This window comes from Mesorhizobium sp. WSM4814, from assembly GCF_055811595.1.
In genome coordinates this window covers 84571-99960 of record NZ_JBVVQT010000023.1, presented here as the reverse complement: position 1 = coordinate 99960, position 15390 = coordinate 84571, and the positions used below count along the sequence as shown (strand labels likewise).

The following is a 15390-nucleotide window of genomic DNA, read 5'->3' as shown; positions in this document are numbered from 1 at the left end:
GCCGGACCTTGCATCGGCCGTCCGGCACGAGGTCACCTTCAACGGCGGCATGATGGGAGCCATGGTCATGCAGGAGATGGGCGGCAGCATGGGCGACACGCGCAAGCATTCCCCCGGCGCCGTTGGCGGCATGATGGGCAGCATGGGCGGCATGATGAACATGATGCACTCCGGCGGCATCTGGTTCATCAACGGCATCGCGGCGGAAGGGCACGTCATGGACCCGATGCTGACGCTTGCGCGGGACAAGAGCCATGCCATCGCGATGACCAACGCGACGGCCTGGCATCATCCGATCCACCTGCACGGCCATTCCTTCCGGGTGATCTCCCGGAACGGCAAGCCGAGCAAGCACCGCGAGTGGCAGGACACGGTGCTCATGTCTCCGCGCGAGCGGGTGGAGATCGCCCTCGTTGCCGACAATCCGGGCGACTGGATGCTCCATTGCCACATACTCGAACACCAGGCCGCCGGGATGATGGGCGTCTTCCGCGTCGCCTGACCAATCCCTCAAAAGGAGAACCGAAAATGCGTACTATCCTGAATGCCGTCGCCCTCGCTTCCTTCGTCTGGGCTGCCGTCCCGGCGCTCGCGGGCGAGAAGGACGTCACCCTCTACAAGAACCCGCAGTGCGGCTGCTGCGAAGGCTATGCCGAGTACCTGCGGGAGAACGGCTTCACCGTCACCAGCAAGGCCACCCACGACCTCGCCGAGATGAGCCGCGAGGCAGGCATCGCGGACGAATTCCAGGGCTGCCACCTGTCATTCGTGGACGGCTACGTCGTCAGCGGCCACGTCCCCGTCGGCACGGTCAAGAAGCTGCTCACGGAGCGGCCCGACATTAAGGGCGTGACGCTGCCCGGCATGCCAATGGGCTCGCCGGGAATGAGCGGCACCAAGGAAGCGCCGTTCGAGATGCTGGAGATCACCAAGTCTGGCAGCGTGGGCGGCGTATACGCGCGGGAATAGGCCTGCAACGAGACGCGGAAAAGGAGCCGACAATGATGGACGGCGGAATGATGGAAGGCATGGGCGGCATGATGCTGGGCATGGGTGTGGGCTGGCTCCTGCTCGCAGTTGCGCTCGTTCTCGCGGTCGCGACCTTGGTGAAGTACCTGTTCTTCAGCGGCCGCAAATGAGCAGGCAGGCTGTTATCCTCGGCTTCGCGGCGCTCTTGGGAGTTGCCGCCCTCGCCTTGATCTGGTCGTTCGGAGCAAGCGAGGCCGCGGCAATTGCGCGGGGACGGCAGCTCTATTCCGCGAACTGCGCCTCCTGCCACGGGGCCAGCCTCGAAGGCCAGCCTGACTGGAAGAGGCAGCTTCCCGCGGGACGCATGCCCGCCCCGCCGCACGATGCGTCCGGGCACACCTGGCACCACCCGGACGGGGTGCTGTTCCGGATCACCAAAAAGGGTCCAGCCGCCGTGGTGGGCAACGGGTACGCTAGCGACATGCCGGGATTCGAGGACATTTTGAGCGACGAGGAGATCCGCGCCGTTCTCGCCTTCATCAAGAGCACATGGCCGGAGCGGGAGCGCGCCTACCAGTCGGAGATGAGCCGCCGCGAGCAGGAGAAGACGCAGTGAAGACGATCCTGTCGGCGCTGATACTTGCCGTCGTTGTGGCCGTGGGCAACGCGCACGCGCAGGAACCGACAGTGATGCCGCTGCACGAAGAGCCGCAGCCCTTGCCCGAACTCATCCTCGCCGACGAGGCGGGAGAGCCGCAATCTCTCGAAGATTGGCGCGGCAAGATGGTGCTGCTCAACGTCTGGGCGACCTGGTGTGCGCCCTGCCGGGCCGAAATGCCCACGCTCAACCGCCTTCAGGGGCGGCTCGGCGGCGAGGGATTCGATGTCGTCGCCCTTTCGGTGGACCGAGCGGGAGCCGGCGCAGTCCGGAAGTTCTTCGACGAGATCGGGGTCAAACTCCCCGTCTTCATCGACCAGGACGGGACTGCGATCCGCGCGTTGGGACTGTTCGGCCTGCCAGCCACGCTTCTGATCGGCCCCGACGGAAACGAGCTCGCGCGGCTCGCCGGACCCGCCGAATGGGACACCCCCGAGATGGTTTCCTTCTTCGAAGGGATCATCGTACGAGAACTCGACCAAACCGGAGAACGGAGATGAACAGAAAAACACTTCTCGCCGCGATGGCCGTCACATCTGTCCTCGCGCTTCCCGCATTTGCCCATCATCCGGGCGCCGATCTCGACAGGCTTATGGGCAGCGAGGAGAAGTATTTCCAGGCGATCGATGCTCCCGCAGCGCCGGGATTCGATCTGGCCGACGACGAAGGCAATCCGGTCCGCCTCTCGGACTTCGCCGACAAGGTCGTTGTACTCAATTTCGTGTTCGCGAGTTGCACCGACGTCTGCCCGCTGCACTCCGACCTGATCGCCCGCGTCCAGGCGATGGTCAACGAAACGCCCATGAAGGACCTGGTGCAGTTCCTGACGGTGACGACAGACCCGAAGTCAGACACGCCCGAGGTCATGAAGGGATACGGCGAAGCGCACGGGCTCGACCCGCGCAACTGGACCTTCCTGACCACCCGCGAAGGGCAGGCGGAGGATGCGACGCGCAAGCTGTCCGAGCAATACAACGTCCGTTTCGATCCGCTCGAAGGCGGCCAGCAGATGCATGGCTTGGTGACGCACGTGATCGACCGCGGCGGGCGCTTCGCGGCCAAGTTCCACGGCCTCAGGTTCGATCCGCTGAACCTGGTCATGTACGTCAATGGGCTGACGAACAGCGTGAATCGGCCGTGATCAATTGACCTGATCCAGCACTACCGCCGGACGCCCTCCGAGGTTGTCCGGTTGGGGGAACAACACGGCAACAGCGCACGGATCGCTCATGAGCCGCCGCGCCAGCGCCGCTGGGAACAGGATTCCTGCGTTTCGACGCCGCCGCCGTCGATCTCAGCGATCAGGCCTGGCTCATTGCTTCGTGCTCGCCTCCCGGAACGCCGCCTCTCCGGCCTCCGACACCTCGGCCCACTTCTTGTCGGCTGCCGGATCTGCGGCGTAGCTGTCGTGCCAGTTCCACCATTTGTAGGCTGGGGTCTGGGGATAGCCCTCGGGCGAGTCCTCCCAGACCTCCTGCCGGCCCAGCGGCGTGATGTCGAGATAGTTCCAGGTGCCGCCCATCTGCTCGTCGCCGCGATTGTTGATGAAGTAGGTGCGGAACACGCGGTCGCCGTCGCGGATGAACACGTTGTGGCCGTGCCACTCGTCGACACCGAAATCGGCGTCGAAGCTGTCGGTGAGGGTGAACCATGGTATCTCCCAGCCCATCCGCGCCTTCAACCGCGCGATATCCGCCTGCGGCGCACGCGAGACGAAGACGAGGGTGGTGTCACGGGCGTTCAGATGGGCGAGGTGGGCGACCTGGTCGGCCACCATGGAGCAGCCGCGGCAGGCATGGTCGGGCCAGCCGAACACTCCCGGCTCGAAGAAGGCGCGGTAGACGATCAGCTGACGCCGACCGTCGAACAGGTCGAGCAGGCTCACCTTCCCGTCGGGCCCCTCGAACGCATAATTCTTCTCCACCGCCATCCACGGCATCCGCCGCCGCTCGGCGGCCAGCGCGTCACGGGCGCGGGTCTGGGCCTTTTCCTTCACGAGCAGCTGCGCGTGGGCCGCTTCCCACTCCTGCGGCGACACCACCGGTGGTGTGCGCATGGCAGTCTGTCCGCTTTTCCGTTCGCTCTTGGCTGCTGAAGTCATGGCTTCCTCCTGATCTGGGCGAATTCCCGCGTCGCTGAAGCACGGCTCATTCGCTGCTCATCGCTGGTTGTTGGGCCTAAAATAGTTTGGCACCGGAAAACGACCAGTGGGAGTAACAAGTGTGACGCTATTATCCCCTCGGGGCGTTGAACCGCGTGGCGTGGCGCGAAGGTGCTCCCGCCGCATGCCCCGGGGCGCTGGCGCCATTCAAAATTTTGAGGGCAGCGTTTCGAAGATTGGGCTCAAACTCAAATCAGACTGGCTGCCGCCAATTGCCGAGAACCTTGCTGCTTGAACTGGTCGGCGGGAACTAGCAAAGAGCGCCATAACGGGCATCCGACACTGAACGCAAGAGCGGACGTTGACTCTGTTCTCCGCTACATCAACCCCGCCAATCTACCGTCCACCGGGCTATGTCGAAGACGAACGGTGGAGATCGACTCGCGCCACGGCGTAGGCGTCAAGAGAGATGAATTGGTCATCCAACCGTCTTCCGGGACTTTCCATGAAGTTCGGATCGGCTGCCGCCCGCTCGAACTGGTCGGCAGCAAGAAGAGCAATGCGGGCGCTGTTCGGCGTATCCGAAAGCTGCACTGATTGCTTTTTGGCAGTAAGATTCGAGAGCCACAGCGTCGTGCGCCCGTCTTTTTCGGCCGCGATCGCCGCGATGCTGTCAGCTCCGGAAGTTGCCACGGACAGCAGGGTGGCCCCACTGAGTTTTGAGAGGCCTGCCATGACATGGAAAGCGGGATACACCATTCGGCCATCCTGTTCGTCAAACCACGGCTGCACGAAATCGGCCTTCCTGTAGACGTATCCGAACGGGCCGGTGAAGTCGCCGAATGCGACGGCCTCGATTCCCTCGTGCGCGCAGGCCGCGAAATATCCGACTGTCCAAGCCGCATTGAACAGGCCGCGCTGCCGAGGATCGATGCGGCTCAGACAGACGCGACCGTTCGCTTCATTCGGCGCAGTGGACTTGCCGTAGGGGTTCTCGCGGCAGCCTAGCTGACTGGGACCTATACGCAGGGGCAAGCGGTCGCCCATGAAAGCACGGGTAGAGCGGATCAGATGGGGGATAGCCTGAAGCGTCTCCATTACGGAGACATCATCTGCTGCATGCACGTTTGGACAGGTGGTGAAGGTTGCGTAGTCGAGCGCTCCGGTTGGCGGACGCTTGCGGTTTAGCTCGGTGAAGTATGCGGCCATGCCGCCGCCCAGCGGCACCCCGGGGAAAGCCCGGCGGGCGGCGGCGTAGTTTTGCTCGAAGGTGGGCATCGCCGGCCACGGTGCTCCCGGCTGCACCGACTTCATGTCCTGCGCCGGAAAGACGGAGACAGCTTCTGGATTGAGGCGAAGGCTTTGGACAGCATCCGCGAGAGGCGCCAATTCGCCGAAAGGATCGAGCGTGCCCTTGGTGATGATCTCAAGTACGACGCCAGCGCCGGTCAACTGTGCCAGGGCGGTGTAACCTTCAAGTTCATCCTGGCCGTGCCCGAACCGGAGATCGACTTGGCAGACCACCCACTGCGGAGCCAATGGTCGAATGAGCTCGGCGACTTCAAACGCGTGCTTCGCCTCGTCGGCAGCGACGCCGATGCCAATGCGGGGCACTCGACCGATGGCTCTGCCAATCGTCAGGTTGATGGATGGATCGGGGTTTTTGGAAGACCCGGCAGGGAGCGTTCCCAACAGCTGAAGTCGGACGGCCTGCGTGAATTTCTCGCCTTTCGGCAATCTGTAGGGCCACGGGCGACGCAGGGGACGGACATAGGTTTTGTAGGAGGCGTCGGACCAATTGCGCTGATCCTCCATCTCAAAGGCGTCACCTTCCATGGTGCATGTGGCCCAGATTCCAGGCACGATCTCGTGCGAAAGCGCGCGAATGTCGGTGAACGGACACCTAGGATCGATGGTGTCCGGAAAAAGCGAGAGTTTTTCGCGGCCGTCCTCGTGCAGCACCTTTACCGGCTTGCCGGCCAAACCCTCGATCGGATGCAGCACGACGAAGCCGGTTCTGTTGGTCAATACGTCAGTTTCGGGCTCTGCCTCCACCACAAACGACAGCGCACCGTCGCTCCCGCCTGCGATCCGCGCCTGGTAGACCAGCCGACCGCACGCACCCGCGCATGTTCCACGATAGGCGACGCTGAACGCATCCGGCTTTTCATCGATCTGAAGGTCATCGAGAACGGGCGTCTCGGTTCCCCAGTTCTCGTCCCGTACGAGAAATGAAATCGCGCGCAGAACCTCGACCCCGCCGATCCGCACATAGCGTATCGCCCCATTGTCAAACTCGACCGACAAGGGTCCCGCGCGCAGTGTCCGCAACTGCGGATCGGCCTGTTCGGTCCCACACAAGCGGATTGCTCGAGGTGCTGCCGTGGTCAAATCGCTCTCTCGGTCTTGGCGTCGAAAATCGAGGCCCGGTTCATGTTGATGTCGATCGGCAGTCTCTCGCCGGGACGACTGACGTCGTGCGCCTGCAGTTCCGCCATCACCGGCGCGCCGGCCAGGCGGAAGGTCGCATAGCTGCGCGAGCCGGTCGGCTGCAGCAGGTCGATCGTTGCGTCGTAGCGAAACGTGCCCTGCGCAGGTGTCGCAGCATGCGCGCGCGTCAGATGTTCTGGCCGCAGTCCAAGCAGCACCGCCTGTCCGTCAATGGCGCCATTCAGGCTCCGGCCGGGGGCGACCGGAAGCAGCGCCTCGGAGAGCCGGATGGCGGCAGCGCTGCCGTCCAACTTCAGCGTGCCCGGCAGGAAGCTCATCCGCGGCGAACCGAGAAAGCCAGCGACGAAGGTCGAGGCGGGGCGCTCGAACAGCTCGAGCGGCGCGCCCTGCTGCTCGATCATTCCGTCGCGCATCAGCACGATGCGGTCAGCCAGAGTCATCGCTTCGATCTGGTCATGGGTGACGTAGATCATCGTTGTCGCAATGTCCTGGTGAAGGCGCTTGATCTCGCCGCGCATCTCGTCGCGAAGCTGCGCGTCGAGGTTGGACAGCGGCTCGTCGAACAGGAAAATGCGCGGGCTGCGGACAATGGCGCGGCCGATGGCGACCCGCTGGCGCTGCCCGCCGGACAATTGGCGCGGAAAGCGCCCGAGCAGCGGGGTGATGCCAAGCATGCGCGCCGCCTCGGCGACGCGCGTCTCCACCTCCGATTTCGGCATTTTTCGCGCCTTTAGGCCGAAGCCAATGTTTTTCGCCACGTTCATGTGGGGATAAAGCGCATAGTCCTGGAACACCATCGCCACGTCACGGTCGCGCGGTCGGAAATCATTGACCACTTCGCCGCCGATCTCGATCGTGCCTTCCGAACTCTCCTCCAGCCCTGCAATGGTCCTCAGCAGCGTACTCTTGCCACAGCCGGACGGGCCGACCAGCACGGTGAACTCGCCGTCGCGAATGTCCAGGTCTATGCCGCGCACGGCATGGAAGGCGCCGTAGCGCTTGTGCAAGCCGGTGATCCTGACTTCGGCCATGCCGACCCTTTCTATCCGCGAACAGCGCCGAGCGTGAGCCCGCGCACGAGATGTCGTTGGGCAAGTACTCCCAGCGCGATCGACGGCACGAGGGAGACGATGGCCAGTGCTGCCGCCTCGCCATATTGCGCGCCCTGGAAACCGATGAAGGCGCGAAACACCGTTGGCAGCGTGAAAGCAGTGCGGCTGGTCAGAATCAGCGCGAAGAAGAACTCCGTCCAGCAGGCGATGAAGGCGAAGACCGCCGCCGCGACGATGCCTGGCGCGGCGAGCGGCACTGCGACGCGCCAGAACGCCTCCCACCGCGTGCAGCCGTCGACAAGGGCCGCCTCCTCCATCGATTTCGGCATGCCGCGGAAATAAGCGAACATCATCCATACCGACACCGGCAGCGTGAACACCGTATAGGCGATGATCAGGCCAATATGCGTGTCGTAGAGGCCAACGCCGCGGTAGATCAGGAACACCGGCAGCACGATGCCGATGGGCGGCAGGAAGCGCTGCGACAGCACCCAGAACGACAGATGCTGGCCGCCGGTGTTGTAGCGCGCCAGGCTGTAGGCCATCAGCGTGCCGAACAGGGCCGAGAGCACCGTTGCCGACAGCGAGATGATCAGGCTGTTGATCAGCCCGTCGAGGCCGCGATAGGCGAACAGCGCAGCTTCATAGTGGACAAGGGTGGGTGCGGTTGGGAACCAGACGGGCGGCACGGTGAGATAGTCGTCGCTCGGCTTGATCGAGGTGTTGAACATCCAGTAGAGCGGCCACAACACGAAGACCAGGAAGAAGCCGAGCAGCAGGATGCGGCCGACCGGTATCGACCGGCGTTTCGGGCGACGGACAGGCGCGACGGCCGCCATCAGACCGGCTCCGTCTTCAAAAGCCGTCGCACCAGCAGCATTACCACGAGCGCGGTGAAGATCAGGAACAACCAGCTTCCGGCGGTCGCCTGCGACAGATGGAATTGGGTGAAGCCGACCGTGTAGAGATAGTAGGAAGCGGTGTAGGTCCGCGTGCCTGGCCCGCCGCCGGTCATGATGAAAATAGTATCGAACATGCGGATTGCATCAAGCAGCCGAAAGGTCAACGCCAGCAGCATCATTGGCGCAAGATGCGGCAGGGTTATCGCCCAGAAGGCTTGCCAGGCATTGACCCCGTCGAGTTCCGCCGCCTCGTAAAGGTTCGGGGGAATGGCGGTAAGCCCGGCGAGCAGGATGACGAACATGAACGGTGTCCACTGCCAAACATCGGCGATAATCAGCGAAACATAGAGCCATGGCGATTCGGTCATCCAGCCGATCGTCACCTCCTGTCCCAGAAGTTGCGTCAAAATGTAGTTGGTCGGCCCGAAAGGCCGCTGCAGCAGCAGCGTCCAGGCCTGGCCCACGATGACCGGGCTGATGAACAGCGGCACGATCAGGATCGACATGATCACGCCGCGGCCCGGAAAGCTGCGAACCATGGTCAGCGCCACCAGAAGGCCGAGAACGAATTCGATAGCGACGCTGATCCCCGACAGCCACGCTGTCAGCAACAGCGACCAGCGCGCGACGGGATCGAACACCACGCGCTCGAAATTCTTCAATCCGACAAAGGCGTGGCCCGGCACCTGGAAATCATAATTGATGAAAGACACGACCAGCGAGAACAGCAGCGGATAGACCGACAGCGCCAGGATCAGCAGTACTGCGGGCGCCACCAGCAGCCATTTGAAGTGGCGGTCCGCCCATTGTGCGAAGCCCGACAGTCGTGGCGGGGCGCCAGCGGCCTTCAAGCGACTGATGGTTGCGGTATGCTGCATCGATGACATCCCAAAACCTGTCTGGCGGTTGCGACGAGGTGTTGCGGACCAAGCGCCCGCAACACCGATTTCGGTCAAGAATACCGGCCGGCGTCCCTGATGCAGGCCGAACTCAGAGGGTGACCGCCATGCCGAGCTTCTCCACCGTGTTGTCGGCAGTAGCGCCCGGCAGTTTCAGGAACTCGGTGTAGAATGCCTTCTGCGAATCCACGCCGAGCCGGTCGGTCGTCTCATTCCACTCGGCCGCCGCTGTTTCTAGCGACGCCTTCGGATCCGCACCGGCCCACACAGCTGTGCACATGCGGTCGATGCTCAGGAAATAGTCCTGCGCGCCTGGCATGATCGGGTCGAGGAGGCCGACATTGGCCGAGTTGTTAAGATTGCTCAGATACTCCTTGGCGCTCGGGAACAGCGCGCCGTAAAGCTCGGATTTGAAGTGGGAGATGCGGTAGGGATCGCGCAGGGCGTAGGGCAGCATGCAGCGCGCAAGCGAGACGGGTGGCGAGCAGGCCCATTGCATGAAAAGATAGGCCGCTTCGTGGTTCGCCGAATCCGCCGACAGCGCCTTGTTGTAGCCGGTCGCATGTTCAGGATTGCCGGGCACGACCGCGTAGCCGACCTTGCCGGCGATCTGCGATTGCGGGATGAAGTTGATTGCGGTGGCCGACTGCGAATAGTTCGCGGCCATGCGGCCAGACGGCGGCCAGGAGTAGATCATCGCTACCTTGCCGGTCAGGAACGCCGCCCACAGCGAGACGGCGTCGAGTTCATTGTTGCCGGGAATCGACGCCGCATTGGCTGCAATCATGTTCCGCAGCGTCTTCACGCCGGCATCCGAAACCAAGCCGGCCTTCATGTCGTCGCCGAACAGTTTTCCACCGTTGGCGCGGTACTGCTGCAGAAAGTCGAACTGGTTGCCGGGACTGCCCGCCTTGCGGAAATGGCCAGCGCCATAAACGTTCGGCGCCATCTGGTCGGTGATGAACTGGGCGATCTGGGCATATTCCTCCCAGGTCTTCGGCGGCGCCAGCTTGGCGTTGAACTTGGCCTGGTAGGCCTCCACCATCTTCGGATCCTCGAAGATGTCCTTGCGGTAGTAGAGAGCGAACATGTCGCCGTCGTCGAAGAAGCCCCAGATCTTGCCCTTGTAGGTCGGCAGCGCCTTGTAGAGCGGATGATAGTCCTCGAGGTCGGCCGGGTTCATGTATTTGGCGATGTAATCGTCGAGAGGTGCGATGACGCCGCCATCGGCCAGCGACGGCGTCCAGGCTGGCGAGATGTCGAGGACGTCATAGGCGCCTGAGCCGGCAATGTGCTCGGCAACGGCCTTGGAGTACTGGTCCGGGTTCGACAGTTCGACCACGTTCGACTTCATGCCCGTAAGCTGCTCCCACATCGGTCCACTGAAATTGCGCGGGTCGAGAGCCTGCAGGCCTGCCTCGTAGGTCATGTTCAGCGTGACGCCCGAATGCGCTTTGGCCGCCTCGACGGCGCGGAAGGCGGAACCATCCGCCGGGCCTTCCATCGACGCCTTCATGGCCGCCGCCTGCGCCTGGCCGAGCGGTGAAGCGGCGTCTGCCAGTTCGAGCTTCTGCTGCGCCAGCGCCCAATCCGTCATCATGGCGAGGATCGGTCCGGACGCCGCCAGCATGCCGGTCATCTGGCCGAAGCGGGTTATGAAAGTTCGGCGGGTGGTTTCGCCGCGCATAAAGGCGTCGACCTCTGCTTCGAGGCCTGCCTGAAAGTCACGTTTTTCATGATCGTTCATAGTACTTGGTCCTCCCATTTTCGTTTGCCTTCACTCGTCCGCGGGCGCGGCGGTCGAGCATTCCTCTCGTGAAGCCGCCGCGAAGGCGCGGCGGCGCGCCGAATGCTCGTACTCCTATGTCCCGAAGCGGGCGGCGAAACCGGCCAGCCGATTCTTCCATGCCTCGCTTGAAAGCACCTCGCGATTGACCACGCCGCGCGGCTCGCGGCCGTGCTGCACCTCGATGACCGCTTTGACGTCCGCAGCACCGTTTCCGGCAAAACACTGGTCGGTCCAGCAGAGCGCGTGCGGCGTCAGGATAACGTTGTCGAGCTTGAGGATCGGGTCGTCGGCATCCGGCGGCTCCTGCTCCAGCACATCGAGCCCCGCGCCGGCGATGCGGCCCTCCTGCAGCACTTTCGTCAGCGCCACCTGGTCGACGATCGGACCGCGCGCGGTGTTGATCAGGTAAGCCGTCCGCTTCATCAGCGCGAGCCGCTCGGCATTGACGATGTGGTGGGTCTGAGGCGTTAGCGGACAGCTCACCGACAGCACATCGGCGCGGCGGAACACATCCTCCAGCCCGACCAGTTCGATGCCCAGTTCGGCAGCGACCTTGCTGTCGGCGAATGGATCATGGGCGACGAATTTCATGTCGAAGGGCTTGGCCAAGCGAAAGACCTCGGCGCCTATATTGCCGATGCCGAGCGAGCCCAACGTACGCCCGACGAGACCAACGCCCATATGTTCCGAACGCTGATTGAACCCGGCAGGCCCCTTGCGGGTCAGCGCGTCCTTGGTGAGCAGCTTGCCGGTCAGTGCCAACATGAAGGTGATGACGGATACGGCGACCGGCCGCCGCACCCCATCGGGCGTGATGACCAGGGCGATGCCGGCGGCGGTGCAGGCCTCGACGTCGACGGTATCGTAGCCGACTCCGAAACGGGCAACGACGGCCAGTCGGCCGCTCTTCGGGACACTGGTCGCATCGAAGCGATGGGTGAGCAGGATCAGTGCATCGAAGTCCTCAAGCTGATCGCCGCGCAGCGGATTGTTCGGCTCCAGGAACGCCATCTCGATGCCGGGCGCATTGCGCAACGGCTCCAGGTCGAAGTCGGGATAGGTCGGCGCGCCGTCCGGCTTGCGAAAATCACCGGAGAGCGCCACCCTGAACATTGCGTTGGCCATCGTCTCCTCCGCCTCACTCGCACCCGGCCCGGATCTTTGAGACCGCGTCGGCCATCGCATCGTGCAGGACCCAGACGTCACCCGAATAACAGATGAAATCGAAGCCTTGCGCGTAGAAATCGTGACCCTGCTGGACGCTGGGTACCAGGCGTCCCAGCGATTTGTTGTGCGTCTTGGCGGCGGCAACGATCTTGTCCATCGCCGCGGTGAAGGTGGGATGGGCGAAGTCGCCGGGAACGCCGAGTGAGACCGACAGATCGAAATGTCCGACCCACAGACAGTCGACCTCGTCCAGTCCCGCGATGCCGTCGATGTTCTTGACGCCGTCGGCGGTCTCGATCAGGCAGATGAACACCGAGCGCTGGTTGGCCGTTTCGAATTTATCTGTGACCGAGCCCGGACGGTAACGGTCATGCGCGATCTGTAGCGCTACGCCGCGAGCGCCAGCAGGATGATACTTCATCGAGTTGATGATGTGCTGCGCCTGTTCGACCGTACTCACCATCGGCGCGATCAGCCCTTCAGCCCCCATGTCCATGGCGCGGGCGAGGAAATGATAGTCCTGCGACGGCACACGCACCATGACCGGCAGGTCGGCTGCCTCGAAATAGCGGATCGCGCTCTTCACCGTTTCCAGGCTGAAGCCCGAATGCTCCATATCGAAGAAGACGAAATCGCAGCCGGCGGATTTCAGAATGTGCCCGATTCCCGGCGTCGCGAATTCGGCGACGAGCGTGCCGAGCTTGACCCGTCGGTGCGCAGCCAACCCCTTGAGACTAGACTCTAACATGCGCTTCCCTCCCCTTCGCCCCGAAGGGCGCAATCCAATTATGCTTTGTTCAAGGCGTTGCCTCGAGAACGAGGTCGCAGATCGTCACCAATTTGGTGTTAACGAGCGGCGCGCTTTGCGTGTTGAATTCATCGAAATGCGCCGTCCGGCAGTGTTCATCGAAAGCGGCCTCGCTGTCATAAATCTCGTAGAGCACGAGCCGGTCCGGTTCGCCGCGCGCCTCCGTCACGTCAAAGCGGCGGCAGCCGACCTCGTTGCGTACCGACGCGGTCGCATTGGCGTCAACGAGCTTTCGGAAGCTGTCTCGGGCGCCCGGCTTGAGGCGGAAATCGACCCAGACGACGAAGCTGGTCATCACATGGGCCTCGCGATTTCCAGATACCGCCTCGACACATATTCCAGATGCCTGCGCATCGCCGCTTCGGACCCGTCCGGATCGCGCGCGGCGATCGCCTCGAAAATCTTTCGGTGGGCCTCGTAGGCCTTGCGGTCTTCACCTTCGGCCAAAGTCGTCCGCCGCTGTTCGAGCAGCCATTCGGCCAACGCCGCATGGACAGCTGTGAAGATCCGATTGCGGGTGATCACCGCCAGCACGTAATGGAAGTCCACGTCAGTGCGTTCGAAGCGCGTGAGGTCGCCGATCGACTGCCGGTTCATCTCTAGCGCCGCCTTGAGGCTTTCAATGTCCTCTGGCGTGGCATTCACAGCGGCGTTGCGGGCAAGCCCGACCTCGAAAAACAAACGTGCGCTCTGGAAGTCCTGAACCCCGCCCGGGGCCGAAATCATGTGTCGCGCCGGGCCTGAGAGGGCGTCGAGTACGAATTGGGGTGTGGGGCGGGTGACGCGGGCACGCTCACCGGACCTCACCTCGACAAGGCCCATCTTGCTCAGATGCAGCAGCGCCTCACGGATTGAGGGGCGCCCGACCCCGAATTGCCGCATGAGTTCCCGTTCCGACGGCAGCCGCTCGGCTTCGGCCAGTTCTCCCTTGCGGATCATCCGCTCGAGGTGTTCTGCAACCTCGTCCGAAAGCTTCCGCTGCTTGATCTGAACACCAATCACTTGGCATACCTTTGATACCAACACGCTATTGCCATGTTGCCCCCGTGTCAAACACAACTCAAATCGACAGACGCCCGTCTTCAAGCGCAAAACAAGCGAGCGAGGCTTTGGCTCTTTTTCTACAAGCAACTTGCTCACTAGCTGAGCGATCAGCCAACGCTGTCAGTTCGCGTCAGGATCATTTCGGATCGAACGAGATTGATCGGCAGCGGACGTCGACAATTCCGGTCGGTGGCATCGCAAACCTTGCGGACTAGCCGAAACACCCCTCCACTTCGTCATCCCGGGCGGCGCAAGGAGCGAGGCGACGCGGCGCAGCCCTGGGATCCATCATGCCGTTATCTCAGCCGAAGAATCCAGCAGACCAGAACCGAACGCTACCACCCCATGAAAAAGCTCGAACCACTCTGGATTGGACGGTCCGTTGCGGAAGAATATATGGACAGCCCTGTTCCAGCCGCCGCCGACTCGATTTGCAAATCGGCGCAAAAGCTCCCAATCTGGTCCCCGCCGCAGCAATGCTTGATACTTGTTAGACGGCGAAACAATGGGAGGAAACTCGCACATGAAAAAGACCTGTGTCCGTCTGGCGGCAACGGCAGTAATGCTCGTCTGTGCCGCCAGCTCGGCTTACGCCGACAGCCTCACCCTCTATTGCGCCGCCGACGAGGCCTGGTGCCAGCAAATCAAGACCAGCTTCGAGGAAAAGACCGGCATCACCGTCGACATGACCCGCAAGAGCTCAGGCGAGACATATGCCCAGGTGCGCGCCGAGGCCGGAAACCCAAAGGGCGACGTCTGGTGGGGCGGCACCGGCGATCCTCATCTCCAGGCCGCCGAGGAAGGACTGACCGAGGAATATATGTCCCCGATGCGCGGCGAACTGCACGACTGGGCGATCAAGCAGGCGGAAGCCGCCAATAACAAGACGATTGGCGTTTACTCCGGTGCGCTCGGCTTCGGCTACAACAAGGATCTGTTGGCCAAGAGCACCCTGCCGGAGCCGAAATGCTGGGCCGATCTGACCAAGCCGGAATACAAGGGCCACATCCAGATGGCCAACCCGAACTCATCGGGCACCGCCTATACAATGCTCGCGACGGTGGTTCAGCTGATGGGCGAGGACAAGGGTTTTGAGTACCTGAAGGCGCTCCACGCCAACATCAACCAGTACACCAAGTCCGGCTCCGCTCCGATCAAGGCCGCGGGTCTCGGCGAAACGACCCTCGGCATCGTTTTCATGCATGATGCGGTGGCGCAGACGGCAGCCGGCTTCCCGATCGTCACGGTGGCGCCTTGCGAAGGCACCGGCTATGAGATCGGCTCGATGTCGCTGATCAAGGGCGCCCGTAACCCGGAAGCAGCAAAACAGTTCTACGACTGGGCGCTGACCGCCGAGATGCAGTCGAAGGCCAAGGACGCGAAGTCGTTCCAATTGCCGTCGAACAAGAATGCCACCGCGTCCGAATTGTCGCCCGACCTGTCGACCATCAAGCTCATCGACTACGATTTCAAGAAGTATGGATCGAGCGCCGAGCGCAAGCGCCTGCTGCAGAAGTGGGATACGGAGGTTTCGACCCTGCCGCAGTGAT

The 15390-nt window shown here is 62.7% G+C and carries 17 protein-coding genes; 7 read left to right on the top strand and 10 right to left on the bottom strand.

Annotation, left to right across the window (positions count from 1 at the left end):
• The 6 genes from AC0L2V_RS26745 to AC0L2V_RS26720 all read left to right on the top strand — a co-directional run.
• Window positions 1-502, top strand: a 502-nt coding sequence (locus AC0L2V_RS26745) for a multicopper oxidase domain-containing protein (RefSeq protein ID WP_473521648.1), incomplete at its 5' end; no start/stop codon positions are given.
• A gap of 26 nt (window positions 503-528) precedes the next feature.
• Entirely contained in the window at window positions 529-969 is a 441-nt protein-coding gene (locus AC0L2V_RS26740) for a DUF411 domain-containing protein (RefSeq protein WP_023803572.1), read from the top strand.
• 32 nt (window positions 970-1001) lie between these two features.
• Window positions 1002-1139, top strand: coding sequence for a hypothetical protein (locus AC0L2V_RS26735; protein WP_473521647.1), 138 nt, complete (start codon window positions 1002-1004; stop codon window positions 1137-1139).
• Window positions 1136-1585: a c-type cytochrome gene (locus AC0L2V_RS26730; protein WP_473521646.1), complete on the top strand. Its 450-nt coding sequence runs from the start codon at window positions 1136-1138 to the stop codon at window positions 1583-1585. The genes AC0L2V_RS26735 and AC0L2V_RS26730 overlap by 4 nt, the downstream gene beginning before the upstream one ends.
• On the top strand, window positions 1582-2127 hold the full coding sequence (locus AC0L2V_RS26725) for a TlpA family protein disulfide reductase (RefSeq protein ID WP_473521645.1): 546 nt from the start codon (window positions 1582-1584) through the stop codon (window positions 2125-2127). Before AC0L2V_RS26730 ends, AC0L2V_RS26725 begins: the two co-directional genes overlap by 4 nt.
• The gene (locus AC0L2V_RS26720; protein ID WP_091598162.1) at window positions 2124-2768 is read left to right on the top strand and encodes an SCO family protein; all 645 of its coding nucleotides are present in this window, start codon (window positions 2124-2126) and stop codon (window positions 2766-2768) included. Before AC0L2V_RS26725 ends, AC0L2V_RS26720 begins: the two co-directional genes overlap by 4 nt.
• 171 nt (window positions 2769-2939) lie before the next feature.
• Here AC0L2V_RS26720 and AC0L2V_RS26715 read toward each other — a convergent pair whose 3' ends face one another.
• From AC0L2V_RS26715 to nanR, 10 genes are all read right to left on the bottom strand, one after another.
• A complete protein-coding gene (locus tag AC0L2V_RS26715; protein WP_287219345.1) occupies window positions 2940-3728 on the bottom strand; it encodes a DUF899 domain-containing protein in 789 nt (262 codons plus the stop codon).
• A gap of 411 nt (window positions 3729-4139) precedes the next feature.
• On the bottom strand, window positions 4140-6119 hold the full coding sequence (locus AC0L2V_RS26710; RefSeq protein ID WP_473521644.1) for a D-apionate lactonase family protein: 1980 nt from the start codon (window positions 6117-6119) through the stop codon (window positions 4140-4142).
• Window positions 6116-7210 (bottom strand): ABC transporter ATP-binding protein, encoded by a 1095-nt coding sequence (locus tag AC0L2V_RS26705; RefSeq protein ID WP_091598167.1) that lies wholly within the window; start codon window positions 7208-7210, stop codon window positions 6116-6118. Before AC0L2V_RS26705 ends, AC0L2V_RS26710 begins: the two co-directional genes overlap by 4 nt.
• A gap of 11 nt (window positions 7211-7221) precedes the next feature.
• Window positions 7222-8070, bottom strand: coding sequence for a carbohydrate ABC transporter permease (locus AC0L2V_RS26700; RefSeq protein ID WP_128246859.1), 849 nt, complete (start codon window positions 8068-8070; stop codon window positions 7222-7224).
• Window positions 8070-9011: a carbohydrate ABC transporter permease gene (locus AC0L2V_RS26695; RefSeq protein WP_254026370.1), complete on the bottom strand. Its 942-nt coding sequence runs from the start codon at window positions 9009-9011 to the stop codon at window positions 8070-8072. Before AC0L2V_RS26695 ends, AC0L2V_RS26700 begins: the two co-directional genes overlap by 1 nt.
• Before the next feature lie 112 nt (window positions 9012-9123).
• Complete coding sequence (locus AC0L2V_RS26690) at window positions 9124-10779, bottom strand: extracellular solute-binding protein (RefSeq protein WP_473521643.1); 1656 nt, start codon at window positions 10777-10779, stop codon at window positions 9124-9126.
• Window positions 10780-10893: 114 nt separating this feature from the next.
• On the bottom strand, window positions 10894-11946 hold the full coding sequence (locus tag AC0L2V_RS26685) for an NAD(P)-dependent oxidoreductase (protein ID WP_473521642.1): 1053 nt from the start codon (window positions 11944-11946) through the stop codon (window positions 10894-10896).
• Window positions 11947-11959: 13 nt separating this feature from the next.
• A complete protein-coding gene (locus AC0L2V_RS26680) occupies window positions 11960-12736 on the bottom strand; it encodes an HpcH/HpaI aldolase family protein (protein ID WP_473521641.1) in 777 nt (258 codons plus the stop codon).
• 49 nt (window positions 12737-12785) lie between these two features.
• Entirely contained in the window at window positions 12786-13091 is a 306-nt protein-coding gene (locus AC0L2V_RS26675; protein ID WP_473521640.1) for a putative quinol monooxygenase, read from the bottom strand.
• Window positions 13091-13798 carry a transcriptional regulator NanR gene (gene nanR / locus AC0L2V_RS26670; RefSeq protein WP_128246900.1) on the bottom strand — a complete coding sequence of 236 codons (708 nt, stop codon included), beginning with the start codon at window positions 13796-13798 and terminating at the stop codon, window positions 13091-13093. The genes AC0L2V_RS26675 and nanR overlap by 1 nt, the downstream gene beginning before the upstream one ends.
• Window positions 13799-14402: 604 nt before the next feature.
• On the opposite strand from nanR, the gene AC0L2V_RS26665 reads away from it, so the two are divergent.
• Window positions 14403-15389, top strand: a complete 987-nt coding sequence (locus tag AC0L2V_RS26665; RefSeq protein ID WP_473521651.1) for an ABC transporter substrate-binding protein — start codon at window positions 14403-14405, stop codon at window positions 15387-15389.
• The last annotated feature ends 1 nt before the right edge of the window (window position 15390 follow it).

What these genes read in the sequence shown, in the direction of transcription:
- AC0L2V_RS26690 (WP_473521643.1), bottom strand. Translation starts at nt 10,779, where the DNA reads ATGAACGATCATGAAAAACGTGACTTTCAGGCAGGCCTCGAAGCAGAG.
- AC0L2V_RS26700 (WP_128246859.1), bottom strand. Translation starts at nt 8,070, where the DNA reads ATGGCGGCCGTCGCGCCTGTCCGTCGCCCGAAACGCCGGTCGATACCG.
- AC0L2V_RS26680 (WP_473521641.1), bottom strand. Translation starts at nt 12,736, where the DNA reads ATGTTAGAGTCTAGTCTCAAGGGGTTGGCTGCGCACCGACGGGTCAAG.
- AC0L2V_RS26685 (WP_473521642.1), bottom strand. Translation starts at nt 11,946, where the DNA reads ATGGCCAACGCAATGTTCAGGGTGGCGCTCTCCGGTGATTTTCGCAAG.
- AC0L2V_RS26735 (WP_473521647.1), top strand. Translation starts at nt 1,002, where the DNA reads ATGATGGACGGCGGAATGATGGAAGGCATGGGCGGCATGATGCTGGGC.
- AC0L2V_RS26675 (WP_473521640.1), bottom strand. Translation starts at nt 13,091, where the DNA reads ATGACCAGCTTCGTCGTCTGGGTCGATTTCCGCCTCAAGCCGGGCGCC.
- AC0L2V_RS26730 (WP_473521646.1), top strand. Translation starts at nt 1,136, where the DNA reads ATGAGCAGGCAGGCTGTTATCCTCGGCTTCGCGGCGCTCTTGGGAGTT.
- AC0L2V_RS26715 (WP_287219345.1), bottom strand. Translation starts at nt 3,728, where the DNA reads ATGACTTCAGCAGCCAAGAGCGAACGGAAAAGCGGACAGACTGCCATG.
- AC0L2V_RS26695 (WP_254026370.1), bottom strand. Translation starts at nt 9,011, where the DNA reads ATGCAGCATACCGCAACCATCAGTCGCTTGAAGGCCGCTGGCGCCCCG.
- AC0L2V_RS26720 (WP_091598162.1), top strand. Translation starts at nt 2,124, where the DNA reads ATGAACAGAAAAACACTTCTCGCCGCGATGGCCGTCACATCTGTCCTC.
- AC0L2V_RS26740 (WP_023803572.1), top strand. Translation starts at nt 529, where the DNA reads ATGCGTACTATCCTGAATGCCGTCGCCCTCGCTTCCTTCGTCTGGGCT.
- AC0L2V_RS26705 (WP_091598167.1), bottom strand. Translation starts at nt 7,210, where the DNA reads ATGGCCGAAGTCAGGATCACCGGCTTGCACAAGCGCTACGGCGCCTTC.
- AC0L2V_RS26665 (WP_473521651.1), top strand. Translation starts at nt 14,403, where the DNA reads ATGCTCGTCTGTGCCGCCAGCTCGGCTTACGCCGACAGCCTCACCCTC.